This is a genomic window from Bradyrhizobium australiense (genome assembly GCF_013114825.1).
Taxonomy (GTDB): Bacteria; Pseudomonadota; Alphaproteobacteria; order Rhizobiales; family Xanthobacteraceae; genus Bradyrhizobium; species Bradyrhizobium australiense.
The window spans coordinates 475,525-500,001 of sequence record NZ_JAAVLX010000007.1 but is presented as its reverse complement, the minus strand read 5'-3'; the positions used below and the strand labels follow the sequence as shown (position 1 = coordinate 500,001).

The following is a 24,477-nucleotide window of genomic DNA, read 5'->3' as shown; positions in this document are numbered from 1 at the left end:
TGAGCGCCCCTGTTCCTGTGGATGTTGGGTACAATGCGGGCGCCCGGCTACCCCCCAATCAGGCACGCCCACACATGGCGAAAGTGGCAACGTCACTGTACAAACTTGCTGATGACGTCAGTATGACCCCGCTATCCACAGGCTCGGCCCCCTGTGGACAACCTCCGAAACCCGCACCGATCCGGGCCGTAGCTCGCTGGTGCAAAAAATCAGCCGGAAATTCTCGATGGTGGTGGTGATTTTAGTGGCGGCGCTGCTGGTGCTGGCCCTGGTCACGCAAGCCGGCGTTTTTCTGGCCCAGCGGGCCCATCCGGCCCAAGGCGGGATGGTCGAGGTGGCGGGCGGGGCCCTCCATATCGTCGATATCGGCCCGCGCGAGGCGGCCGGCCCACCGATCGTAATGCTGCATGGCGCAAGTTCCAATCTGGAAGTGATGCGGCAACCGGTCGGGGAGCGGCTTGCCGCAAAGCACCGCGTGATTCTGATCGACCGTCCCGGGCACGGCTGGAGCACCCGCGCCCGCCCCGAGGACTCCACGCCCGAAATTCAGGCCCGCATGATCGAAGAGGCGCTGGCCAAGCTCGGCGTCGGCAGTGCGATCTTTGTGGTACATTCCTGGGCCGGCGCGCTGGGCGCGCGCATCGCTCTGGATTACCCGCAGGCCGTCGCCGGCCTGGTGATGCTCGCGCCGGTGGCCTATCCGTGGCCCGGCGGCGTCGGGCGCTACAACAGGCTGATCGCCACGCCGGTAATCGGCCCGCTGTTCGCCTACACCATCACGCTGCCGCTCGGGCTACTGCTGGCGGATTCGGGCGCGCGCGGCGTGTTCCTGCCGCAGACGATGCCGGACGGTTTCGTCAAAAACACCGCTACGCCGCTATTGCTGCGTCCGCGCGAATTCATTGCCAATGCGCGCGATCTGGTGACGCTGAAAGCGGCGGTCGCCGAGCAGGCGCCGCGCTACCGCGAGATCAAGGCGCCCGTCACCATCATCACCGGCGACGCCGACAAGATGGTGTCGACCAACATCCACTCACGGCCGTTCGCGGCGGCGGCGCCGAGCGCGAAACTGATCGTGTTGCCGGGTGTGGGACACATGATCCAGAATGCGGTTCCCGATCTCGTCATCGCCGAACTCGAGGCGATGATATCAGCGATGGCATCGAGCGCGACAGCGGCGGCCAATTGAAGCGTGCGGGACGTCGGGTCCTATCGACGCGTTCTCGCGCGACTCGGCACCGACGATGAGACCGCACGTGGTCTGGCGGCTCCGGATGGGATACGATCGGTGCGCGCGGGATTCCGCTGCTCGTCCCGCCAGGGATGAACCTTAGGAGTCGTGATATCGGGCAGCTTACCTTCGAGGGAGAGCCCCATGTACGCCGCCATTCGTCAGGGCAAGGCCAAGGCTGGCAAGGCCGAAGAGCTGACACGCAGAATCAAGGAAGGCGCGATTCCCGTCATCAGCGGCGTCGAAGGCTTCATGGGCTATTACGTGGTCTATGCGCCCGACGATACGGTGATCGCGATTAGCCTGTTCAACAACTTTGCGGCCGCCGAGGAGTCCAACAAGCGCGCGCTGGCGTGGATCGAACACGATTTGGCGCCGCTACTGACCGGGCCAGCGACCGCGACCGCCGGACCGGTGATTGTGCACACGCTCGCTTGAATGGGCGGGTGCTGGAGCTCTCTCTCAATCAGAGCAGGGCTCCTCAGCCAAAGCGGAAGGCCGACTGGACGCCGTTTTTCTTCTCCCCTGGAGGGGGAGGGTCGCCGCGTAGCGGTGGGGTGACGGTCTCTCCGCGGCCAACAGTTACCGAGTGGGGAGATACCCCACCCCGTCTCACATTCCACTGCGCTCCATCTGAGCCGACCCACGCGCGAGCTTTGCTCGTCTCGGACCTCTCCAGGGGAGGGTGAGGCGACGCGAGATGCTGGACTCAAATCGCCACAGAATAAGGCCCAGCTCTCACTTCTGCTTCCCGTCCTTGTCGAACGAGGAGACATAGGCCCAGAGGTCGTTGGCCTCTTTCTCGTTCTTAATGCCGGCGAAGATCATCTTGGTGCCCGGAATCTTCGCCTTCGGGTCCTTGATGTATTCGAGGAACACATCCTTGCCCCAGGTGATCCCGGAATTCTTGTTGGCGTCCGAATAGGAATAACCCTCGACAGAGCCGGACTTGCGGCCATCGAGCCCGTTCAGCACCGGGCCGACCTTGTTCTTGGCGCCCTCGCCGATCGCATGGCAGGCCAGGCATTTGTTGAACGAGGTTTTGCCGGCGGCGGCGTCCTGCGCCAGCGCGCTGGATGCTGCGGTCAATGAAGTAACGACAACCAGCGCGCTCAAAGTCGATGTTTTCATGTGGTGCTCTTTGTTTCTTCCCAGGTCAGAGAGACGGATTTCTTGTGGCAGGCCCGGTTGGATAGGACAAGCCACGAAACCTTGACAGGTTTCACCATTGCCGACTTGTCCCAGAGAGAACTGATCGTTTGAACCGTGGCAATCCGACCTTCGGATGGCCTACCCAAACTTTTGTAGACGTGCTTGATTTGCCAACACAAATCGTTAATTCGCGGGCCCAGGAGGGACACGCATGGCCATCATGATGCCGGCTGCCGATCAGGCGGTTCTCAGCCGTCGCGGCGAAATCGTGGCGGCGTTGCGCGCCATCGTGCCGGGCGAGGGCGTGATCGACAGCGCGGCCGAGATGCTGGCCTATGAGTCCGATGGTCTCACCGCCTACCGGCAGCCGCCGATGCTGGTGGTGCTGCCCGACACCACGGAGCAGGTATCCAGCGTTCTCAAATACTGCTTCGAGCAGGGCATCAAGGTGGTGCCGCGCGGCTCCGGCACGTCTCTGTCAGGCGGAGCGCTGCCGCTCGTGGACGGCGTGTTGCTGGGGCTCGGCAAGTTCAAGCGCATCCGCGAGATCGATTTCGATAACCGCGTGGTGGTGACCGAACCCGGCGTCACCAACCTCGCCATCAGCCAGGCGGTGGCGCATGCCGGATTCTATTACGCGCCCGATCCCTCCTCGCAAATCGCCTGCTCGATCGGCGGCAATGTCGCGGAGAATTCCGGCGGCGTGCATTGCCTGAAATACGGCATGACCACGAACAACGTGCTGGGCTGCGAGATCGTGCTGATGTCCGGCGAGGTTTTGCGCATCGGCGGCAAGGCCGCCGAGAACGCCGGCTACGATTTGATGGGCATCATCACGGGTTCGGAAGGGCTGCTCGGCGTGATCACCGAGATCACGGTGCGAATCCTGCAGAAGCCGGAGACGGCCCGGGCGCTAATGGTCGGCTTCGCCGAGGTCGAGGCGGCCGGCGAGTGCGTGGCTGAGATCATCGGTGCCGGCATCATTCCGGGCGGCATGGAGATGATGGACAAGCCGGCGATCCACGCCGCCGAAGCCTTTGTTCACGCCGGATATCCGCTCGACGTCGAGGCGCTTCTGATCATCGAACTCGATGGTCCGAGCGTTGAGGTCGACGAATTGATCAAGCGCGTCGAGGCGATCGCGCAAAGCTGCGGCTCGACGAGCTGCCAGATTTCGACATCGGAGGCCGAGCGCAATCTGTTCTGGGCCGGCCGCAAGGCGGCGTTTCCAGCCGTAGGGCGGATTTCGCCGGACTATCTCTGCATGGACGGCACCATCCCGCGCGGCGCGCTGCCGAAGGCGCTCGCGCGCATCCGCGACCTGTCGGCGAAATACGATCTGCGTGTTGCCAACGTATTCCACGCCGGCGACGGCAATTTGCACCCCTTGATCCTGTACGACGCCAACAAGCCCGGCGAGATCGAGCGGGCGGAGGCTTTCGGCGCCGACATCCTGCGGGCCTGCGTCGAATTCGGCGGCGTGCTCACCGGCGAACATGGCGTCGGCATTGAGAAGCGCGACCTGATGGGCGAGATGTTTTCCGAAATCGACCTCAACCAGCAGCAGCGCCTGAAATGCGCCTTCGACGCGCAGGGTCTGCTCAACCCCGGAAAAGTGTTTCCGACGTTGCACCGCTGCGCCGAACTCGGCCGCATGCATGTCCACGCCGGCAGACTGGCGTTTTCGGATATTCCGAGATTTTAGTGATGAACCGCAATATCACGCGCGCATTGGAAGGACGCTCTCAAGAGCACCACCCGTGCGGCTCACCCCTCTCCCCAACCCTCCCCCGCAAGGGGGGAGGGAGCCCATCCGCCCGTGCATTCCTGACGAATTGTGATCCTCACGTTGGTTCGCAATACGCTGAAGCTGTGGATCGAAGTGAGGTGAGCACGCTTGTCAGGGTCCCTTTCCCCTTGCGGGGGAGGGTTGGGGAGAGGGGTGAGCCGCGGGCGCTGACAGAAGAGAGGCAGCTATCCCGTATCAGCAAACTTCGGGCGACAATCGGCGCGATAGTCAGCAGTCACGCCGCGGACGCCGTGTGCAATTCAGGTGCGCCGTGGACACGCTAAAAGTCCGTGACACCAAGGACGTCGAGGAGGTTGTGCGCGCGGCAATCGCCGGCGAGCAACCGCTGGAAATCATCGGCCATGGCACCAAGCGCGGCATCGGCCATCCGATGGTGACCAATGCCGTACTCGACGTATCGGCGCTGAACGCCGTCACCTCCTACGAACCGAACGAGCTGATCATAACGGTGCAGACGGGCGCCCCGCTCGGCGACGTGCAGTCACTGATCGATTCCAAGAACCAGCAATTCGCTTTCGAGCCGATGGATACTTCCGCCCTGACGGGCGTGCCCGGCAACGGCACGATCGGTGGGATGATCGGCTCAGGCCTCGCCGGTCCTCGCCGCATCAAGGCCGGTGGCGCCCGCGATCACCTGCTGGGCGCGCATGCGGTGTCCGGCTTCGGCGACAGCTTCAAGACCGGGGGTAAGGTGGTCAAGAACGTCACCGGCTACGATCTCTGCAAGCTGCTGACGGGGTCGTGGGGCACGCTGGCCGTGATGACAGAAGTGACGCTGAAGGTGATGCCGAAGCCCGAGAGCGAGCGCACGCTGCGGCTCGCAGACCTCGACGATCTGACTGCGAATCGGGCGATGACCACGGCGCTCGGCTCGCCGTTCGACGTCTCGGGCGCGGCGCACCTGCCGAACTCGGCGTTCCGCCCCGCCACTGGCGCGCTTGCGCATGTTGCGTCTCCGGGGCGGGCGGTCACCCTGCTGCGGCTCGAAGGCATCGCGGCTTCGGTGGTGGATCGCGCCACTTCGCTTGGCAAGACGCTTGCGCCGTTCGGGTCGGTGGAAATGCTAGAGGACGCTGCCTCGGCAACACTCTGGAACGCGATCCGCGACGTTGAACCGTTCGCTGCAAACCGGGCGCTCGGCGCCTGGCCCGTGTGGCGGATCGTCTGTCCGCCGGCGTCCGGTGGCGCGCTCGGACAGGCGCTGGCGCGCGAGACCGGGGGCGACGTGATTTATGATTGGGGTGGCGGCCTGATCTGGGCGGCCTTACCGCCCAAGCCGGACGCGCAGGCGGCGATGGTGCGCCAGCGCGTCGAGGCGGCCGGCGGCCACGCATCGCTGATCCGCGCGTCCGAGCAGATCAGGCAGAATGTCGACGTCTTCCATCCGCAACCCGAAGGCATCGCCGCCTTGAGCGAGCGGGTGCGCCACAGCTTCGATCCCAAGATCATCCTCAACCGCGGCCGAATGGTGAGGGTATCAGCGACATGAAAACCGAATTCTCCCTCACTCAACTCGCCGACCCTGATATCGCCGAAGCCGACAAGATCCTGCGCGCCTGCGTTCATTGCGGCTTCTGCACCGCGACCTGTCCGACCTATGTGCTGCTCGGCGACGAACTCGATAGCCCGCGCGGGCGGATCTACCTGATCAAGGAGATGCTGGAAAAGGACAAGTCGCCGACAGCGGAGGTGGTCAAACATATCGACCGCTGCCTTTCCTGCCTCGCCTGCATGACGACCTGTCCGTCCGGCGTGCACTACATGCATCTGGTCGATCAGGCGCGGGTTCGGATCGAGAAGGACTATTCGCGGCCGCTGGCCGAGCGGGCCTTGCGCGCGGTGCTGGCGCTGGTGCTGCCGCGGCCGGGCCTGTTTCGCGCCAGCATGATCATGGCGCGACTCGCCCGCCCCTTTGCGGCCCTGGTGCCGGCGAAGGCGGCCGCGACACCAGGCCTGATGCGGCGGATCAAGGCGATGCTGGCGCTCGCGCCGAAAAGCCTCCCGGCGCGGGGACCCTCGGGCGGCAGCGTGTTTCCGGCCCAGGGCGAGAAGCGCGGGCGGGTCGCGCTGCTGCAGGGCTGCGCCCAGCAGGTGCTGGCGCCGCGCATCAACCAGGCCGCCATCAATCTCCTGACGCGCCACGGCATCGAGGTCGTGCTGGTCAAGGACGAGCAATGCTGCGGCGCGCTCACCCATCACCTGGGGCAGGACGGCGATGCGCTGGCGCGAGCGCGTGCCAACATCAATGTGTGGATAAAAGAGGCGGAACAAGGCGGCCTCGACGCCATCCTGATCACGGCATCCGGCTGCGGCACGGTCATCAAGGATTATGGTTACATGCTGCGCGAGGACCGCGATTTCGCTAGCCCCGCAGCGCAAATCTCTGCGCTGGCAAAGGATATCACGGAGTATCTCGCCGGCATCTCGCTCATGTCATCGAGCCAGAAAGGCGACGTAACGGTGGCCTATCACTCGGCTTGTTCGCTACAGCATGGACAGAAAATCACAGCCCTTCCGAAAGAATTGCTTTCCAAGAATGGATTCGTGGTGAAAGATGTGCCTGAGAGCCATTTGTGTTGCGGTTCGGCGGGGACCTACAACATTCTCCAGCCCGACATTGCTAGCAAGTTGCGCGATCGGAAGGTCGCCAGCATTGCGACAGTCAAACCGGACATGATCGCTGCAGGCAATATTGGATGCATGGTGCAAATTGCCGGCGGTACGTCAGTTCCTGTGGTGCACACGATTGAGCTTCTCGATTGGGCGACGGGAGGTCCCAGGCCAGGATTGAATTGATCGATCGGCCCTTGGGCATGATCCGGAAAGCCTGCTCCGCCCCTCGATGGCGGATCGGCATCCGGTTTTCCTCGGGACAGGCGCGCTAAGCGTCTCGCCCGAGATCATGCCCAGACAAGGATGGAGCGGGAGGGCACTTCGAAGAAGTGTCGTCCCGGTCTAGCCTGCGGATTATCGAAGCGCTCGACATGGACAGGCGCAACAGGAGGACCACGATGGCGAAGAAGAGCAAGAAGGCGAAGAAGGCTAAAAAGGCCAAGAAGGCCAAGAAGGCCGTAGCGGCAAAGAAGAAGTCCGCCAAGACGTCGAAGAAATCGGCGAAGAAGGGCGCCAAGAAATCCGCCAAGAAGGCGGTGAAGAAATCCGCCAAGACGGCGGCCAAGAAGTCAAAGGCCGCACCGAAAAAGGCCGCAAAGAAGAGCACGGCGAAGAAAAAGAAGGCGGCTACTCCGAAGCCCGCGCCAGCCCCGGCGGCAGCTCCAGAGCCGGAAACCGAAGCAGCGTCCGCTCCGAGCTGGGCTTCTCCGGAGCCGTCCAACCCGTCATGGGGATCGAGCTCTTCCAACGGCGGCGATCAGCATTAGATCGCTTGCCGACCAGTGCTTCGAGAGGCCGCAGCCATCCGCTGCGGCCTTTTCGTTGGGACCGCAGGAAACACTGGCGAAGCGCCAAGAGCGCCATTTTCACGGGCAGGTTGATTCGCAAAAGGCGTCTCCAGTGTGTCGCCCGTGCCGCCGTTCCCGATTTCGTACGCCCGCCGGACGAGCCGGGAACTCTTAAGATTGTTGTGAGAATGCAACACACGCCGAGAAGATTTATCGAAACCGGCCGAATGCCTAAAAAGGCGGCGCATGCTTGACTTTTTTGCTTCACGACGATGTCGCCGCAGCCCACTCTGTGACCGCGTTAAGACATTTGGCCGCAGTCGGTTATCGCTTGCCCTGGGGGGCGCCGGGACGGGACTGTTAAGAAGGGTGATGGGGATCGTCATGAAGAAACTGGCTTTGTTAGCAACGGCGCTGGCAATGGTATCGGGCTCGGCTCTCGCTGCGGATATGGCCGTCAAGGCCGTGAAGGCTCCGCCGCCGGCCCCGTTCGAGCCCTGGGATTTCGCCTTCGGCAGCTCGATCGCCAACGACTACCTCTTCCGCGGCATCACCCAGTCCAACCACAAGCCCTCGGTCAGCGTCTATTTCGAGCCGCGCTACAACGTCACCAAGGACTTCCAGCTCTATGTCGGCCTGGGCGGCGCCAGCATCTCCTTCCCGAATCGTGCCGCGGCTGAAGTCGACGCCTACGGCGGCGCCCGCCTGACGGTTGGGCAGTTCGCCTTCGACGTCGGCGCCTGGGGCTATCTCTATCCGGGCGGCACCTGCCATTACGGCTTCGGCGCGACCACTGATTTTGCCGGCGTCCCGCTCAGCAACGAGTGCCAAATCAACGCTCTGACCAACGCCAACGTCATCAAAAAGGACCTCAGCTTCTTCGAGGTCTATGGCAAGGTGAATTATACTTTCAACGACAACTTCTCGCTGGGCGGCAATGTCTATTATACGCCGAGCTTCCTGAACAGCGGCGCCGAAGGCACCTATGCCTCGATCGTCGGCAAGGCGATCGCGCCGAGCGCCTGGTTCGGCGCGAGCGGCATCGGCATGTACGTCTCGGGTGAGTTCGGCCGCCAGTGGCTCGGCACATCGGACTCGTTCTATGGCACCGCGATCTTCCCGAACGGCATCAACTATGCCGACTACAACACCTGGAACATCGGCATCGGCTTCACGTACAAGGTGTTCACGCTCGACTTCCGTTACTCCGACACCAACCTGTCGAAGGGTGATTGCAACGCCTTCACCAGCGACTTCTCGGCTCGCGGCAACATCACGCCAACGTCGGGCACCTTCGTCACCCCGATCAATCCATCGGGTGTCGGTTCGAACTGGTGCGGCGCCGCCGGCATCGTCAAGCTGTCGGCCGATCTGACCGCGATGACCAACCTGAAGTAAGATCTTCCTGTCGGAGACGAAGGGGGCGGCAGAGCGATCTGCCGCCCCTTTCTTTTAGGTCGAACGGATGAAACGGTTTTGGCGGCGCGCGGCCTATCGGGCGATTTCCCGCAACGATCATCGCAACGTCATGGCGGGCGCGGTCGCGGGCCTCGGCGGCGCGATCGCCATCGGCGTCATGGAGTGGTTTTCGCTCGCCCTGCATTATCCGCTCGCGGTGATTCCGTTCGCGACCTCGATCGTTCTGGTGATCGGATCGCCTGATGTGGCGCCGGCGCAGCCGCGCGCCCTGATCGGCGGTCATGTGGTGTCGGCGCTGGTCGGCCTCGCCGTGCTGAAGCTGACGGGACCGCAGGCCTGGGCGGCGGCGGCCGCCGTCGGCCTGTCGATTCTGGCGATGTACGTCACCGGGACCTTTCACCCGCCGGCGGGCATCAACCCGCTGCTGGTGGTTTCAGCCAATCTGCCCTGGACGTTCGTGCTCGCGCCGGTGCTGGCCGGCGCGCTGCTGCTGACCGCCTTCTCCTATCTCTGGCACCGCTGGGTGCGCCGCCAGTCATGGCCTCGGCGCTGGCTGTAGATCAGGTGCAAACCTACGTCGCAGCGGCGCTCTTGCCCTTCTGCAGCGCGAATCGATCGCCGTCACGGGCGAGCACGATATTCCGTTGGTGGAAGGCATCCAGCGTCGAGCGATGGCCGATCGAGACGATAGTGGTTGCCGGCAACTTCTTTTCTATCAGACGATACAGTGCTGCCTCTGAAGGTTCGTCGAGCGACGCCGTAGCTTCGTCGAGGAACAGGTACTGCGGCGCGTGCAACAGCGCGCGGGTGAGTCCGAGGCGCTGCTGCTCGCCGAGCGAGAGCGTCCGGTTCCAGTGCCCTTGCTCGTCGAGTTGGGACGCGAGCCTCGGCAATCCTACTTGCTCCAACGCGTTGCCGATCTGATCATCGGTGAATGTCCCTTCCTTGGCGGGGTATTCGATCGCGCCTCGCAGCGAGCCGGTCGGGAAATACGGTCGCTGCGGCAGCATCATCATTGTTGCCCCGGCCGGAATCGTGATGGAGCCGGTCCCGAACGGCCAGATGCCGGCAATGGCGCGGAACAGCGTCGATTTGCCGGAGCCCGAGGGCCCGGTCACCAGCGTGCGCTCGCCCTTGCGAAAACTTAGTCCATTCGCGTTCACCAGGGGCGTTCCGTTCGGCAGCAGTAGGGCCAGCTCCTTAAGGTCGACGGCGCCGGCGCCTCCCTCGGCGACGTGAACCCGGTTCTCGCGGGTGGCGAGTTCGCGTGCCACCACGATCCCCGCCTCGAACCCGTCGAGGCGGTTGACTACGGCCTGCCACTCGGCCAATTGGCGATAGATGGTGATGAAGAACGACAGCGCACCTTGCACGTTCGAAAACGCCGATGCGGTCTGCATCATGCCGCCGAGCTGGATCTTTTGCGCGAAGTAGGCCGGCGCCACCAGGACATAGGGAAAGATCACCGAAGCCTGATTATAGCTGGCCGTGAACGCCGTCACCTTCTTGGTCCGGTTCATGATGGCGATCCAGTTCTCCACCACGCGTCCGAAGCGAACCAGCAGGCGTTCGCGCTCCGCGGCTTCGCCGTTCAATAGCGCGATCTGTTCGGAGTTTTCCCGCACCCGCACCAGGTTGAAGCGGAAATCCGCTTCGTATTGTTGCTGCCGGAAGTCGATTCCGACCAGCGGCCAGCCGATCAGATGGGTCAGGATGGTGCCGAGCACCGAATAGATCAGCGCGCCCCACACGAGATAACCGGGGATGGCAATGTCCTGCCCGAACATGTGCAGCGGCGCCGCATTGGAAAGCCCCCACAGGATCGTGACGAAGGACGCTATCGTGACGATCGAGCTCAACAGGCCGACGCCAATGTTGAGGGTGCGATCGACGAACAGCTTGACGTCGTCGGTCATGCGCTGGTCGGGGTTATCGGCGGCGTCGCCCTGAAGCTGCATCCGGTAGTGGTTGGCATCATGCAGCCATTCACCGAGATATTGCGCGGTCATCCAGCGCCGCCAGCGGATCTGCAGCCATTGATTGAGATAGAGCTGGTAGACCGCCAGCACGATGAAGATGGCGGCAAGCACGCTGAAATAGATGATCTCGCTTACGAACGAGTCCCAGTCACGCTCTTGCAGCGCGTTGTAGAAACGGCTGTTCCACTGATTGATCAGGACGTTGATGCCGACGATGGCGAGCTCAATGGCGATCACGGCGGCAAGCAGCCCGCGGCCAGCCCATTTGTCTTCAGAGCGGAAATACGGGGCCGAGATGCGCCATACCGTCGCGAGCGTCGAACGAATGTTTTTCACAGATTTCCGTCTCCGGGATCGGGCTTAACACCCTGTAAAAATGGAAGAATTTCTGGCCGCTACTAAGGTTGTAGACTGCCTGGCCTGCGGCGGCTTGTCGCGGCCTCCGACTAGACCCTAGCATGGTCATAGCGGCGAGGGGCGGCAGCCATCAAACTTCGCGAGGTTGTGAGCGGATGCTAGACCGGCCCAATCCTGCATAGCGAGCAGTGCTCCCGCGAGGCGCATGACGTGCCTGACCGTCCACCAGCAGGCACGTCAGTAACAATGTGGGGAGAACCGCAAATGTGGAATCAAATCTATAATCCGCTTGGCAATACCGCGCTGTCGACGATCGCCGCTGCCGTACCTGTCGTCACGCTGCTGGTGCTGATTGCGAGCGGCAAGGTCAAGGCGCATCTCGCGGCCATTGTTGCGCTGATCGCAGCCAACATCATCACCATCGGCATCTTCACCATGCCCGCCGGCATGTCGATCCGGGCCTCGCTATTGGGCGTCGTGGTTGGCTTCTTTCCCATCGGCTGGATCGTGCTCAACGTCATCTTCCTCTACCGCATTACGGTCGAGACCGGGCGGTTCGAACTGCTGCAGCGGGCGATCGGCGGCGTCACCACCGACCGTCGGCTGCAGCTCCTGTTGATCGCGTTCGCGTTCGGCGCCTTCTTCGAAGGCGCGTCCGGCTTCGGGACGCCGGTTGCGATCACCGGCGCCGTCCTGATCGGGCTCGGCTTCTCGCCGCTGGCGGCCTCCGGCCTCTCGCTGATCGCCAACACCGCGCCGGTCGCCTACGGCGCGCTGGGCACGCCGATCCAGGGCCTGGCGTCGGTGACCGGCCTTGATCCCTACATCCTCGGCGCCATGGTCGGCCGGCAATTGCCGTTCTTCTCGCTGATCGTCCCGTTCTGGCTGATCTGGGCGTTTGCCGGCTGGCGCGGCATGATTGCAATCTGGCCGGCCATTCTCGTCACCGGCGTCTCCTTCGCGGTCCCGCAATTCGTGATCTCGAATTACATCAACCCATGGATCGTCGATATCGGCGCATCGCTGATCTCGATGGGCTGCCTGATCCTGTTTCTCAAGGTCTGGCAACCGCGCGAGCTCTGGACCTCGCCGGCGCTGCGCGGGCGCGATGAATCGGCGGCGACCATGGCGCCGGCCAAGCCGCTGAATACGGCCAAGCTCAGCCAGGCCCAGCTCTGGAGCGCGCTGCTGCCGTGGATCATCGTCTGCATCGTGATGCTGGTCTGGGGCAACGGCTCGTTCAAGAACTGGGCGAATTCGATCTTCACCTGGAATTACCAGGTGCCCGAGCTGCACAACATGATCAACAAGGTGCCGCCGGTCGCCGCGAAGCCGACGCCGGAAGCCGCCGTGTTCGCCTTCACCTATCTGTCGTTCACCGGCACGGGCATGCTGATCGCCGCCATCATCTCCGGCTTCCTGATGGGCTTCTCGCCCGCCAAGATGATCGCCGAATACGGCCGCACCATCAGGCTGTGCGCGATCTCGCTGATCACGATCTCGGCGATGCTCGCCATCGGCACGCTGACGCGGCTCTCCGGCGTCGATGCCACGCTCGGCCTCGCCTTTGCCGCCACCGGCGTGCTCTATCCCTTCTTCGGTACGCTGCTCGGCTGGCTCGGCGTGGCGCTGACGGGATCGGATACCGCCTCCAACGTGCTGTTCGGCAATCTGCAACGGATCACCTCCGAACAGCTCGGCCTGTCGCCGGTCTTGATGGCCGCCGCCAACTCGTCCGGCGGCGTCATGGGCAAGATGATCGACGCGCAGTCGATCGTCGTCGCCTCGACCGCGACCAACTGGTACGGCCACGAAGGCTCGATCCTTCGCTATGTTTTTCTGCATTCGATCGTCCTGGCCTGCCTCGTCGGCGTGCTGGTGACGCTGCAGGCCTACGTCTATCCCTTCACGATGCTGGTACTTCAATAGCGACCCCGGTCGAGGCGGCCGTGACGCAATGCAACGCGAGGTCGTGAGGCAACGTGAGGTGAGCACGCTCGTCAATCTCCCTCCCCCGCAAGGGGGAGGGAACCCTTCCGCCAGTGCGTACCTGACCAAGATTCGCCGGGGCCGTTGTCCCAGGGATTTCAGAGTTTCCGGCTATCCAGGTCGCGGCATCCACACCCTAGCCAATCGTCTCGCCGTTCAATAGAACGGCGCGCGGCGCGGTAGATTGGTATTTTCGAGAGGGTACATGATTTCATTCGTGCGTACGGCCCGTGCAGGCGCCGCTTCACTCCTGCTGGTCGGGGCGGCCTTCAGCCCGTCGCTCGCCGATGACGGCTTTCCGTTCGGAACGGAAATGCAGCTCGATACCGGTCGCCAGCCGGGATCCAAGCGGATTCCCAATCTGGAAATCGGCGATGCCGGCGAGGTGGTCCTCGAACTCTGGTGCAAGGGCGGCAAGGGCCAGTTTTCGGTCGCGGGCAACACCGTGATTTTCGTTGCCGGCGCGATGGAAAACCGGCCCTGTCCGCCGGACAGGGCTCAAGCCGATGACGAACTGATCGCGGCTCTGGCGGAAGCAGGCACCTGGAAGCGGCAGGGCGATTTCGTGTCGTTCGTCGGCGCGAAGACGCTGCGCTTTCGTATCAACACGAATTAGGTCGGGAGTTCAGGGCGTCGCAATCAAGCCGCTGGCGGTGGCAACGACCCAGCGGCCGCCCCAGCGCACGATGGACTCGACGCGTCCGATTCCGGGAATGGTATCGCCGCGCGCGGCCATCCTTATGCCGTCGGGACCTTCGAGGACGGCGGTCCCGTCCCGAACATCGACAACCGTCCAGCCGGAAATGGTCGTTGGCTTCGTTTCCGGCGCCGCCACCAAAGGCTGCGGCCGCATCGCGATCGCCGCGGAAGGGCTCGCACTTGCCTGGGAGGCCGGGCCCGCAGGCGGACGTGCACTGCCCGACAACAGAGCGGATGGCTTGGGAATGCTTCCGACAACCGCCGGCGAATCGGACGCGGATGCGGCCTTTCGCGTTCCTTCAATCTTGCCGCCCGACCGTGCTTCAGCAATGCGCGGCGAGGGCGTTTCTTTCTGCGCCACTGCTTCAACGCCGAGCGTGCTTGCGAACTGCGGCCAATTCAGGCCGCCGGCCCAACCCAACCCAAAGCTTGCCGCCACTGCCACCACGACCAGCAACGCATTGCGCGCCCGGTCGCGAAATGACTCCCGTACCACCAATACGTCATCGCGATCGGGCCTGAGGAAATTCCACGAGTTCGCCGGCTGCTCCGGTCCTCGGCCGTCAATCACATTCCTCGACCAGATGCTCTCAAAGGTACTCGGCTCGCGGTCTTGCATGGCGTGGCCCACGTTCAGCTAGCCGATGATGTTCCTTTAAACTGAATCGAATCTTAACAATCGAGCTCCGTAGCGCGCTCAGCTATTATTTCCGTCATCCTGAGGTGACGGATCACATTCTACTTCCACATACTCTTGTCCGCATCCCAGCGCTGGCCCTTGAATTCCCTCGCCAGCGCTTCGAGCGACCCATTGTCGTCCTTCGGTTCGCCGCCTTCCTCATCGCCGGTGGATTCTTCCGACAAACTCAGTTTCGGACCCGTGCCTTCATCCGCGGTCGTAATCACCGGGCTTGAAATCCACAACATCAGCCTGTCCGATCCGCCAGGCTTGTCCGGCGAGACCAGCGCGGTGACCTCGACAGTTTCGGTCAGCGCGAGCGCGGGATAGATCGGGCTCGGCCGCTTGAAGCTCAGCTTCAGTTTTCCGGTGTTGGCGTCCCATTCGGCGCCTGCGGCCTTGGCGGCCAGCGTTTTCGCGAGCACGCCTGAAACGGCCGAGGCGATCTTGTCCCTGTTGATCTTGTCGCCATCGCGCCAGTCGGCGGCCGCAAAGCGGATGGTGCGGTCCATTTCGACGGTGCCGCTGGTCCATCCCGCGGCGACGACGCCTGGCGCCGCCTTCGCTTTCGCAATCAGCGCCGCGGCACGCTCCGGATCGGCCGTGAGATTGATGGTCTGCTCGCCGGCGCGCAGCGCGTCGCAGGAGATCGAAAGGCTCGAAACTCCGACCTCGACGGCCTCGCCCTTCAGGCTCTTGAGGAAGTCCAGCGCGGCGTCGACTTTGACCCGCACGCCGATCGCTTCCGGCGAGACGTCGGTAAAATCCTTTGGCGCCGGCGTGATGCCGTCGTCGCTGGTCTGGTTGTCCAAAAACTCCTTCTCGCTGAGATCGGAATTGTCGGTCGAGGTCACCTCGGTCACGGTCTGGCCGATGCTGATCTGGCCACGGAATTCGAAGGTGTCGCCGACAGGTTTGCGCACCAGCTTGACCGTGACCGGCAGCTTGTCACCGAGGCTCTGCGTGGTGCCGGTCAGGTTCTGGCCGTTGACGGTGAGGTTGGCGACGAAGCGGTCCTTGCGGTCGGCGCCCTTGGTGGCGGGATAGCAGACGTCGAGGGTGGCAGCGGTGACGTTCTTGCCCTGGCGGGTTTCCTTCAGGATGACATCGGCATTGCCGTCCATCAGGCCGTCGATCGCGGTGAAATAGCGCGTCTCGATGGCGCCCGGCGCCGTCTTGGAGGGAAGTTTCATCTGGGCGAAGGCGAGGTCCGTGGAGGCGATCGCCAGACCGAGCAGGAGAAGAGAAAACGCGCGCATGTGAAATTCCCTGAGACCACAGTATCGGAGACGCCCTACGTAGCAAACCTTAGCAGCTTCTGGCCAAAAAGAAGGCCGTGAGGAGGCTTGCTCGTATTCCGCGAGGGAGGGAGATTGACGCGCGTGCTCACCTCACGTGCGTTACGGCTAATCGGTGAGGGACGCGCCGGCGGAAGGGTTCCCTCCCCCTTGCGGGGGACCTTGCGGGGGAGGGTTAGGGAGAGGGGTGCCGCTTCCTCCGCTGCCTGACGAACGCGCGAACAGGGCTCTCAGTTTGACCGCGCAATGGCTTGGAAGATGTTGGCCGGGCATCTTCTGTCCGAGTGCGCGGCTTACCCCTCTCACCGACCCTCCCCCCGCAAGGGGGGAGGGAGCCCTAACAGCGTGCTCACATGACACGAGATCAGGTCGTGCCCTGCACGTGCCGCTCGGCCTGTATTACTCGCAACTTGTCATCGCCCAAAAAGAAGGCCGCCCGGAGGCGGCCTTCGATCTATCGGATTGGAACAACCGGGGGCTCAGAACCCCATGCCGCCCATGCCACCCATGCCGCCGCCACCGCCGGGCATTGCCGGGGCCGGCTCCTTCGGCAGTTCGGCGACCATGGCTTCGGTGGTCACCAGAAGGCCTGCGACCGACGAAGCGTCCTGCAGCGCGGTGCGCACCACCTTGGCCGGGTCGATAATGCCCTTGTCAACCATATCGACATATTCCTCGGTCTGCGCGTCGAAGCCGAAGGTCTCCGACTTGTTCTCGAGGATCTTGCCGACCACGATCGAGCCTTCGACACCGGCGTTTTCCGAGATCTGGCGAACCGGGGCTTCCAGCGCCTTCAGCACGATATTGATACCGGCCTGGACGTCGGAATTGTCATGGTTGATGCGGCCGACGGCCTTCTTGGCGCGCAGCAGCGCCACGCCGCCGCCCGGGACGATGCCTTCCTGGACGGCCGCGCGGGTCGCGTTGAGGGCATCCTCGACGCGGTCCTTCTTTTCCTTGACCTCGACTTCGGTCGCGCCGCCGACGCGGATCACCGCGACGCCGCCGGCGAGCTTGGCCAGGCGCTCCTGCAGCTTCTCGCGGTCATAGTCCGAGGTGGTTTCCTCGATCTGCGATTTGATCTGCGTGACGCGGGATTCGATGTCCTTCTTCTTGCCGGCGCCCTTGACGATCGTGGTGTTTTCCTTGTCGATCACCACCTTGCCGGCGCGGCCGAGCATGTTGATGGTGACGCTTTCGAGCTTCATGCCGAGTTCATCGGAGATCAGCTGACCGCCGGTCAGGATCGCGATGTCTTCCAGCATCGCCTTGCGGCGATCGCCGAAGCCCGGCGCCTTGACGGCGGCGACCTTTAGGCCGCCGCGCAGTCGGTTGACCACCAGCGTCGCCAGTGCCTCGCCCTCGACGTCCTCGGCGATGATCAGGAGCGGACGGCCGGACTGCACCACGGCTTCCAGCACCGGCAGCATCGACTGCAAGCCCGAGAGCTTCTTCTCGTGCAAGAGCACGTAGACGTCTTCCAGTTCGGCGGTCATCTTCTCGGCGTTGGTGATGAAGTAGGGCGACAGGTAGCCGCGATCGAACTTCATGCCCTCGACGATGTCGACCTCGGTCTCCAGCGACTTGTTTTCCTCGACCGTGATCACGCCTTCATTGCCGACCTTCTGCATCGCCTGCGCGATCATCTTGCCGATGGCGGTGTCGCCGTTGGCCGAGATGGTGCCGACCTGGGCGACTTCGGAGGAGGCGGCGACCGGCTTGGCGCGCTTCTCGATGTCCTTGACGACGGCGTGGACCGCGATGTCGATGCCGCGCTTCAGGTCCATCGGGTTCATGCCGGCCGCAACCGCCTTGCCGCCCTCGCGCACGATCGCCTGCGCCAGCACGGTCGCGGTGGTGGTGCCGTCGCCTGCGGTGTCGTTGGTCTTGGAGGCGACTTCGCGCAGCATCTGCGCGCCCATGTTCTCGAACTTGTCCTCGAGCTCGATTTCCTTGGCGACGGTGACGCCGTCCTTGGTGATGCGGGGAGCGCCGAAGCTCTTCTCGATCACGACGTTGCGGCCCTTCGGACCGAGCGTCACCTTCACCGCGTTGGCGAGAACGTCGACGCCGCGCAGCATGCGGTCGCGGGCGTCGCCGGAAAATTTAACGTCTTTGGCAGCCATGTGAGTTGCTCCTTGCAAATGGTCCTCATCCTGAGGAGCGGGCATCGCCAGCGTCTCAAAGGATGAATGTATGAAGCGTGGCCCTTCGAGACGGCAGCTTCGCTGCCTCTTCAGGGTGAGGGGGAGCGTGCTGTTAAGCCAGCACGCCCATGATGTCGGACTCCTTCATGATCAGGAGTTCCTCGTTCTCGAGCTTGACTTCGGTGCCCGACCATTTGCCGAACAGCACGCGGTCGCCGACCTTGACGTCGATCGGAATCAACTTGCCGGCCTCGTCGCGGCCGCCCGGACCCACGGCGATCACTTCGCCCTGCGACGGCTTTTCCTTGGCGCTGTCGGGAATGATGATGCCGCCCTTGGTCTTCTCTTCGGCATCGATACGCTTGACCACGACGCGGTCGTGCAGTGGACGGAATTTGGTTTTAGCCATGACGTCTCCTCTTGAAGTTCCTCTGGGAGGCTTAGGTTTCGGGTCTGTGCCACTCGAAAATGGCTGGGAATGCCGGGTATTCGACGCCGCCCCGGGCGGGACAGCACGACCCTTAGCAATCGTCGTATTTGAGTGCTAAACGTGGAGCCGGGGAATATGGCTTGGCGCCGATCCTGTCAAGCAAACAAGGGGGTTAAGGCCTTGGTGAAGCCAATATAGGATGGTGCTTCGGAAACCAAACCGGGGCGGCGGCGTAATTTCAAGCGACGTCATTGCTCCGGCAGTCTTTTTGCGGTTGGCTGCTTGACGGGAGCGGCCAAGTAATTGCTCGGGGGAATGCGATGATCAGCTCACGTAATGCGCGTACGGTTGCCAATCTGGCGATCGCGTCGGCGCTTTCGATTCTGCTGGCGGCGTGCAGCGGCATGAGCCTGCCGTCGCTGTCGTCCAGTTCGGCGCCCGAGCCCGAGCCTGGCGTTGCGCCCGAGATGCCCGCGACCATCCGCTCCGACGAGATCGTCGGCCGATGGGGCCTCGCCTCGTTCCAGAACCCCAATGACCGCGCCCGCACCGAAGCCGCGGCACGCGGGCAGTGCAAGCAGCCCTATGTGATAGGCGCCGGCGCGAGCGGCGGCGTTGTCATGCATCTGGCCGACCAGGCCACCCCACAGGAACTGCGCCTCAAGGGCAGCCCGAGCGGCAAGAACTATATCGGTCCGCCCGGTCCCGCCGGCGGCGAACAGGACCGCGAGATCGTCTCGTTCGACGGCCGTGTGCTGATCACCCGCTTCATCGACAAGGACGCCGGGGTCCGCTACGGCAACATGGTCTATGTCCGCTGCGCGCCGCGGGCGTGAGGCAACTGCCGTCATGCCCCCGCGAAGCGAGGCATGCACTACGCCGCGGCTTCTCCGCTGAAGGGCTGACGTCTGTGGAATACTGGATCGTCCGCTTTCGCGGACGATGACAGCGGAGAACGACGCGAAAACAAAAACGCCGGCATCATGCCGGCGTTTTGTTGTTAGCCCCTCTGTTCACTATCAATCGAACAGCGCGTCGATGTCGTCCTGCGAGGCGTGGCCGGCATCGCCGTCGAGCTTCGGGCCGTTGAGCAGCTTGGCGTCGCCTTCGCGGGTGTCGACGATCGGCTGGGCATGGGCCTTGATCGCGTCGACGCCGCCCCAGATGTCCATCATCGCATTGATGTGCTGCTCGATGAACTTCATCGTGTTCATCACCTTGCTGATGCGCTGGCCGGTGAGGTCCTGGAAATTGCAGGCCTCGAAGATCGAGACGACGCGTTCCTGGATGTCCTCGCTGAGCAGCTTCTGCTGGTCGGCCGAGATGTTCTTGGACAAGGCGGTCGCCGCCTGGTCGATCGCTTCGGTCGCCTCGAGGATCTGCTGGGTGGCCTGTTCGGTGCCGCCGACGACGGCGCCGAGCTCGCCATTGACCTTGGCCATCTCCTGGCCGTCGAAGCTCTTGCCGTGCAGGGTTGCGATTTCGCGCTTGGTGCGGTTGATCGCATCGTGAATCAGGTCGAGCTCGACTTTGAGTTTCTCGCACTGCTCGATCTGGGCGCGATAGGTTTCCAGCAGTGCGTGGGATTCGGCAATCTCGCGCGTGATGTCCGCGACCTCGGCGCCTGCGGTGCGGACGTGGCCGAAGCTGGCCATCTGCGCGCGGATCGCGCGCAGCTCGGCCATGATCTCGCGATGCATCGGGCCGATCTCGCCGCCTTCCGGCATGACAATTGGCGCGTCGCCCAGAATGGCTTGTTCGATACGAAAGCGTTTGCGATTGACCGACATGAGTTTTTCCCACCCCTTCACTTCGAGTGTGTTTTAACCGATGCCATTTAACGCGAGGTTCACGCCGGAATGCGCCGTCGCGGCGGTTTGTCCGCAGTCGCACACCAACGATTAACCATGAGGTGGCGGCGTTCACGCAAAATAAACGCTACCTGACAAATCCGCGCGTGTTCGCCGACGTGGTGAATCGAAACGCCCGATCTGTTTACCAAACCGATTAGGTTTTGATTTGTATTAATCGCGTGCAGCGGCGTTCGTCGCGCCGCCGCCCGCGAACCCGCAGTGACGAACAGTACAGAGTACGTCGATGTCCGGAAAAATCTTTGTTGCGCTCCTCGCGAGCGTGTCTTGCCTTTGCTTTGCCAGTGAGGCCGCCGCGATCGACGCCTCATCATCAACTGAGCCCACCGTGATCTACGCCCGCCAGCCCGCGCCGCCGCCGCCGGTGCGCATGGCCGCTGCCGAGCGCTCTAATATGGGCGGCGGCTTCATCGAATTCCTGTTCGGCGATGCGCCGCAGGGCGGGCGTTATCAGCGCGAGCAGGCCTATCAGCCGCAGCCCGATTACGGTTATGGCGGGCGGCGTGCGTTGCTGCCGCCCATCGATCCGCAGCAGTCGATGCGGCGCGAGGAGGAGGAAGCGATCGATCCCGCGCAGCACCGGCTCGATCCGAAATACGAAAAGCAGGTGGTCGAGTATTACGGCAAGGAAAGCCCGGGTACCATCGTGATCGACACCCCGAACAAGTTCCTGTTCCTGGTGCAGGGCGACGGCAAGGCGCTGCGCTACGGCGTCGGCGTCGGTCGCCCCGGCTTCACCTGGGCAGGCGTCAAGACGATTTCGGCGAAGAAGGAATGGCCGGCCTGGACGCCGCCGCCGGAAATGCTGGCGCGCCGCCCCGATCTGCCGCGGTACATGGAAGGCGGCCCGCAAAATCCGCTCGGAGCGCGCGCGATGTATCTAGGATCCTCGCTCTATCGCATCCACGGCTCCAACGAACCCTGGACCATCGGCACCAACGTCTCGTCCGGCTGCATCCGCATGCGCAACGAGGACGTGATCGATCTTTATGGCCGCGTCGGCGTCGGCGCGAAGGTCGTGGTGATCTAATGCTCTGGTAGCCCGGGTGAAGCGCAGCGTAACCCGGGGGCCGTAAAACGCGTGGATACCAATTCCCGGAATTGCGCTTCGCTCCATCCGGGCTACAAAATCAAAACGGCCGCCTGAACGGGCGGCCGTTTCTCTTTTTAACTCCGATCCCGCTCAGGCGTAATCGCTGTCGCTGTCGCCACCATCACCGTCAAAACCATCGGAATCGTGGTCCATATCGTCATCGTCATTCGAGGCGGAATCGAAAAATCCCTGCCGCGAACCGGAATCATCATTGTTGTCGGCACGCCGGCTCGACGAACCAATGTCGTTGATCCCGGCATCGCGCGCCAGATCGCCGCCGGACTGATCGCCCCACGGCCGGCGGTCTTCGACACCGCCGCTGCGGTTCGCCGTATCGCCGAATGCCTGATGGTTGCCGCCGCCCATCATGCCTCGAATGCTGTTGGCCAGCAGCGATCCGCCGACCACGCCGGCCGCGGCCGCCGCCGCTGTTCCAAGGAATGAGCCGCCACCGCCGCCGAACGGCGGTTGCTGTGCGCCATAGGACTGGCCGTAGCCGGGCTGATTGTACTGCCCGGGCGCCTGGTTCTGTTGCAGCACCTGACCGCTGTTCCAGGTCGGGCGGTTGCCCATCTCGGGCGCGCGAACGTTGGGCACCGAACCCTGCGACGATCCTTGCGGCTGGCTCTGCCCGAAAATCGCGTCGCGCATCGAATCCAGGAAGCCGCCGGATTGATTTTGCTGGCCCGCCGCCGCTTCCAATTCCTGGATGCGCATGTCGGCCCGCTTCAGCGCTTCGTCCTGCACCAGGGCAGTCTGCACCAGCGCATACACCGCATTGGGCGCGTTGCGCAGGCCCTGCATGATCGCCGACATCGCTTCCGGATCGCGCTTGGCGCTTTCCAGCTTGGCGAGCCGGTCGAAAAGATCGTCAATCAGTTGGCGTTCTTGCGGTGTCATGGCCTTCTCCCTCGCGTCGGGTAGTCGTCGACGCGCGGAAGGATGTAAGGAGGGCTTTGTGTCGCAAGTAGTGGCCGGCCGAATTAAATTTTGGTATGCGACAAAACGCCGGGCGGATTTCCTGAATTTGATCAACTCAATGTAACTTTATTCGCCGCCAGCAATGTCGGGAATCGATCACTGGCCAGAAACGCGTGTTCCGCCTCGCGCTGGGTGGTGAGGGGATCGAGACTCCTCAGCGTTTCGTCGACAAAGCCGGGGTGGCACATCACCAGCCCGCCTTCCGGCAGCCCTTCGAGGAACTGAGCCATCAGCGCGCCGAAATCGGGCGCTTTCGAAAAATCATAGGCGCCGGCGAAGGCCGGGTTGAACGGGATTTTTGCGTGGGCGGCGCGCGTGCGAAATTGCGCGCTGAGAATGTCGAGCACCAAGGCCTTGGGCGCGTCGAGCAGTTGGCTCAATGGTTTGAGGCGTCCGCCCTGGCGGACCCAGGCTCTGGGAGCTGCCTCCTTGACCGCGCGCAGGAAAGCGTCGCGCACTCCAGGGAAGAGTTGCGCGTGCTGATGGCCGTCGACGAAATCGGGCGCGCGGCCGGACAACTCCTTGAAGGCCACGAGCTGAGCTGCGAGTTCGTCTTCGATCATTTCGGGATCGAGCCGCCGCAACAGGCCGGCGCGCAGCAATCTCGGAAACGGCAGGAACAGGCCGCCGTCAACGGGACGAAAATGCATCGTCAGCGGACGAAACGGCGCAGTCAGCGTCGCGTGCAGCCCGAGTGCGCAGCGCGGACTGTTCGCCGCAACTTCCTGCAAGGCGGCGACTTCGGCACGCCCGATCGCAGGTCCCACCACCATGACAGAGGTGGCGTTGAGACGGCCGCGGGAGATCAAGTCGCGAATGCCGCGGTTGACGCCTTCGCTAAGACCATAATCGTCGGCGCACAGCCAGATCCGGCGCGGCGGCGCGACATCGTTCATTCGGCGGCGGTCCGTTCGCTGGCGCTGGCCGTCGTCTCGCCATCGGCACGCCTCTCGGTGTGCTCGGCGACGAAATAGATCGGACGTGCCTTCAGCTCGGAGAGGATCTTGCCGATATATTCGCCGACGATGCCGATCATGATGAGCTGCACGCCGCCGATCGTCATCAACCCGATCATCAGCGACGGATAGCCGGGGACCTGCTTGCCGGTGGTCCAGACCTCCCAGAGAATGGTCAAGCCGAATATGAAGGCGCTGATGGCGAGCAACACGCCGAGCAGGCTGGCAAAGCGCAGCGGCGCCACCGAGAATGACGTCAATCCCTCGATCGAGAGACCGATCAGCCGGCCCGGGCTGAACGTCGTGACACCATGCGCGCGCGGCGCCGGCTCGTAGTCGACGCGGATCTGACGGAAGCCGATCCAGTTCGACAGGCCCTTGAAGAAGCGGTTGCGCTCGGGAAGCTGCCGCAGCGCGGCTGCCGCGCGCGGCGACAGCAGGCGGAAATCGCCGGCGTCCTCGGGGATTTTCTGCCGCGCGCCCCAGTTGATCAGCGCGTAGAAGCCGTGGACGGCCTGGCGGCGCAGGAACGATTCATTGTCGCGATGCGCCTTCGCCGTATAGACGACGTCGTAGCCGTCCTCGATCCAATGCGCGACGAGCTTGTCGACCAGATCAGGCGGATGCTGGCCATCGCCGTCCATGAACAGGATAGCGCCGCGGCGGGCATGATCCAGCCCCGCCATCAGGGCTGCTTCCTTGCCGAAATTGCGCGACAACGAGACGACCTGCACGTCAAGTGCATCGGCGGCAAGGGAGCGCGCGATCGCCAGCGTGTTGTCGGCGCTGCCGTCGTCGACATAGACGACCTCGCAGGCCAGCCCGTAGCGCGACTTCAGCGTCCGGGCGAGGCCGATCAGCCGCTCGTGCAGCAACGCGAGCCCTGCCGCCTCGTTGTACAACGGCACGACGATCGATAGCCCCTTTGCCGCCGCACTGGCTGCGGTCGTCGACAGGCGGGAAACGTCAGAGCCGAACGTCATCG

The 24,477-nt window shown here is 63.3% G+C and carries 22 protein-coding genes; 12 read left to right on the top strand and 10 right to left on the bottom strand.

The window, feature by feature from the left end; translation table 11 throughout:
- The first annotated feature begins 226 nt into the window (after positions 1-226).
- The gene (locus tag HCN58_RS22975) at positions 227-1,189 is read left to right on the top strand and encodes an alpha/beta fold hydrolase (protein ID WP_171581647.1); all 963 of its coding nucleotides are present in this window, start codon (positions 227-229) and stop codon (positions 1,187-1,189) included.
- Between the two features lie 186 nt (positions 1,190-1,375).
- Positions 1,376-1,669: an antibiotic biosynthesis monooxygenase gene (locus tag HCN58_RS22970; protein WP_057841446.1), complete on the top strand. Its 294-nt coding sequence runs from the start codon at positions 1,376-1,378 to the stop codon at positions 1,667-1,669.
- Positions 1,670-1,969: 300 nt separating this feature from the next.
- Here HCN58_RS22970 and cycA read toward each other — a convergent pair whose 3' ends face one another.
- Complete coding sequence (gene cycA, locus HCN58_RS22965) at positions 1,970-2,362, bottom strand: cytochrome c-550 CycA (protein ID WP_171581646.1); 393 nt, start codon at positions 2,360-2,362, stop codon at positions 1,970-1,972.
- Positions 2,363-2,594: 232 nt separating this feature from the next.
- On the opposite strand from cycA, the gene HCN58_RS22960 reads away from it, so the two are divergent.
- The 6 genes from HCN58_RS22960 to HCN58_RS22935 all read left to right on the top strand — a co-directional run bounded on the left by HCN58_RS22960 (position 2,595) and on the right by HCN58_RS22935 (position 9,572).
- A complete protein-coding gene (locus HCN58_RS22960; RefSeq protein ID WP_171581645.1) occupies positions 2,595-4,088 on the top strand; it encodes an FAD-linked oxidase C-terminal domain-containing protein in 1,494 nt (497 codons plus the stop codon).
- 355 nt (positions 4,089-4,443) lie between these two features.
- Positions 4,444-5,682 carry an FAD-binding protein gene (locus HCN58_RS22955; RefSeq protein WP_171581644.1) on the top strand — a complete coding sequence of 413 codons (1,239 nt, stop codon included), beginning with the start codon at positions 4,444-4,446 and terminating at the stop codon, positions 5,680-5,682.
- Positions 5,679-6,989 (top strand): glycolate oxidase subunit GlcF, encoded by a 1,311-nt coding sequence (gene glcF, locus HCN58_RS22950; protein ID WP_171581643.1) that lies wholly within the window; start codon positions 5,679-5,681, stop codon positions 6,987-6,989. The genes HCN58_RS22955 and glcF overlap by 4 nt, the downstream gene beginning before the upstream one ends.
- Before the next feature lie 215 nt (positions 6,990-7,204).
- On the top strand, positions 7,205-7,573 hold the full coding sequence (locus tag HCN58_RS22945) for a histone (RefSeq protein ID WP_171581642.1): 369 nt from the start codon (positions 7,205-7,207) through the stop codon (positions 7,571-7,573).
- Between the two features lie 405 nt (positions 7,574-7,978).
- On the top strand, positions 7,979-8,992 hold the full coding sequence (locus tag HCN58_RS22940) for a TorF family putative porin (protein ID WP_171581641.1): 1,014 nt from the start codon (positions 7,979-7,981) through the stop codon (positions 8,990-8,992).
- A gap of 67 nt (positions 8,993-9,059) precedes the next feature.
- A complete protein-coding gene (locus HCN58_RS22935; RefSeq protein WP_171581640.1) occupies positions 9,060-9,572 on the top strand; it encodes an HPP family protein in 513 nt (170 codons plus the stop codon).
- Between the two features lie 13 nt (positions 9,573-9,585).
- Here the strand turns inward: HCN58_RS22935 and HCN58_RS22930 are convergent, their stop codons facing one another.
- The gene (locus HCN58_RS22930; protein WP_171581639.1) at positions 9,586-11,328 is read right to left on the bottom strand and encodes an ABC transporter ATP-binding protein/permease; all 1,743 of its coding nucleotides are present in this window, start codon (positions 11,326-11,328) and stop codon (positions 9,586-9,588) included.
- 285 nt (positions 11,329-11,613) lie between these two features.
- On the opposite strand from HCN58_RS22930, the gene HCN58_RS22925 reads away from it, so the two are divergent.
- The gene (locus tag HCN58_RS22925; protein ID WP_171581638.1) at positions 11,614-13,278 is read left to right on the top strand and encodes an L-lactate permease; all 1,665 of its coding nucleotides are present in this window, start codon (positions 11,614-11,616) and stop codon (positions 13,276-13,278) included.
- Positions 13,279-13,543: 265 nt separating this feature from the next.
- Positions 13,544-13,954, top strand: a complete 411-nt coding sequence (locus HCN58_RS22920) for an META domain-containing protein (RefSeq protein ID WP_171581637.1) — start codon at positions 13,544-13,546, stop codon at positions 13,952-13,954.
- A gap of 9 nt (positions 13,955-13,963) precedes the next feature.
- On the opposite strand, the gene HCN58_RS22915 is transcribed toward HCN58_RS22920, so the two are convergent.
- From HCN58_RS22915 to HCN58_RS22900, 4 genes are all read right to left on the bottom strand, one after another.
- A complete protein-coding gene (locus tag HCN58_RS22915; protein WP_171581636.1) occupies positions 13,964-14,608 on the bottom strand; it encodes a hypothetical protein in 645 nt (214 codons plus the stop codon).
- 167 nt (positions 14,609-14,775) lie between these two features.
- Positions 14,776-15,975 (bottom strand): hypothetical protein, encoded by a 1,200-nt coding sequence (locus tag HCN58_RS22910; protein WP_171581635.1) that lies wholly within the window; start codon positions 15,973-15,975, stop codon positions 14,776-14,778.
- Positions 15,976-16,493: 518 nt separating this feature from the next.
- Positions 16,494-18,140, bottom strand: a complete 1,647-nt coding sequence (groL, locus tag HCN58_RS22905; protein ID WP_171581634.1) for a chaperonin GroEL — start codon at positions 18,138-18,140, stop codon at positions 16,494-16,496.
- A 133-nt stretch (positions 18,141-18,273) separates the two neighbouring features.
- Positions 18,274-18,570, bottom strand: a complete 297-nt coding sequence (locus tag HCN58_RS22900) for a co-chaperone GroES (protein ID WP_171581633.1) — start codon at positions 18,568-18,570, stop codon at positions 18,274-18,276.
- A 341-nt stretch (positions 18,571-18,911) separates the two neighbouring features.
- On the opposite strand from HCN58_RS22900, the gene HCN58_RS22895 reads away from it, so the two are divergent.
- Positions 18,912-19,427 carry a hypothetical protein gene (locus HCN58_RS22895; RefSeq protein ID WP_171581632.1) on the top strand — a complete coding sequence of 172 codons (516 nt, stop codon included), beginning with the start codon at positions 18,912-18,914 and terminating at the stop codon, positions 19,425-19,427.
- Positions 19,428-19,610: 183 nt separating this feature from the next.
- On the opposite strand, the gene HCN58_RS22890 is transcribed toward HCN58_RS22895, so the two are convergent.
- The gene (locus HCN58_RS22890) at positions 19,611-20,381 is read right to left on the bottom strand and encodes a protein phosphatase CheZ (protein WP_171581631.1); all 771 of its coding nucleotides are present in this window, start codon (positions 20,379-20,381) and stop codon (positions 19,611-19,613) included.
- A gap of 307 nt (positions 20,382-20,688) precedes the next feature.
- Here HCN58_RS22890 and HCN58_RS22885 point away from each other — a divergent pair, with 307 nt between their 5' ends.
- Entirely contained in the window at positions 20,689-21,492 is an 804-nt protein-coding gene (locus HCN58_RS22885) for a L,D-transpeptidase (RefSeq protein WP_171581630.1), read from the top strand.
- Between the two features lie 153 nt (positions 21,493-21,645).
- Here the strand turns inward: HCN58_RS22885 and HCN58_RS22880 are convergent, their stop codons facing one another.
- From HCN58_RS22880 to HCN58_RS22870, 3 genes are all read right to left on the bottom strand, one after another.
- Positions 21,646-22,455, bottom strand: a complete 810-nt coding sequence (locus tag HCN58_RS22880) for a DUF2076 domain-containing protein (protein ID WP_171581629.1) — start codon at positions 22,453-22,455, stop codon at positions 21,646-21,648.
- 131 nt (positions 22,456-22,586) lie between these two features.
- Positions 22,587-23,432 carry a ChbG/HpnK family deacetylase gene (locus HCN58_RS22875; protein ID WP_171581628.1) on the bottom strand — a complete coding sequence of 282 codons (846 nt, stop codon included), beginning with the start codon at positions 23,430-23,432 and terminating at the stop codon, positions 22,587-22,589.
- The gene (locus HCN58_RS22870; RefSeq protein ID WP_171581627.1) at positions 23,429-24,475 is read right to left on the bottom strand and encodes a glycosyltransferase family 2 protein; all 1,047 of its coding nucleotides are present in this window, start codon (positions 24,473-24,475) and stop codon (positions 23,429-23,431) included. The genes HCN58_RS22875 and HCN58_RS22870 overlap by 4 nt, the downstream gene beginning before the upstream one ends.
- Between the last annotated feature and the right edge of the window lie 2 nt (positions 24,476-24,477).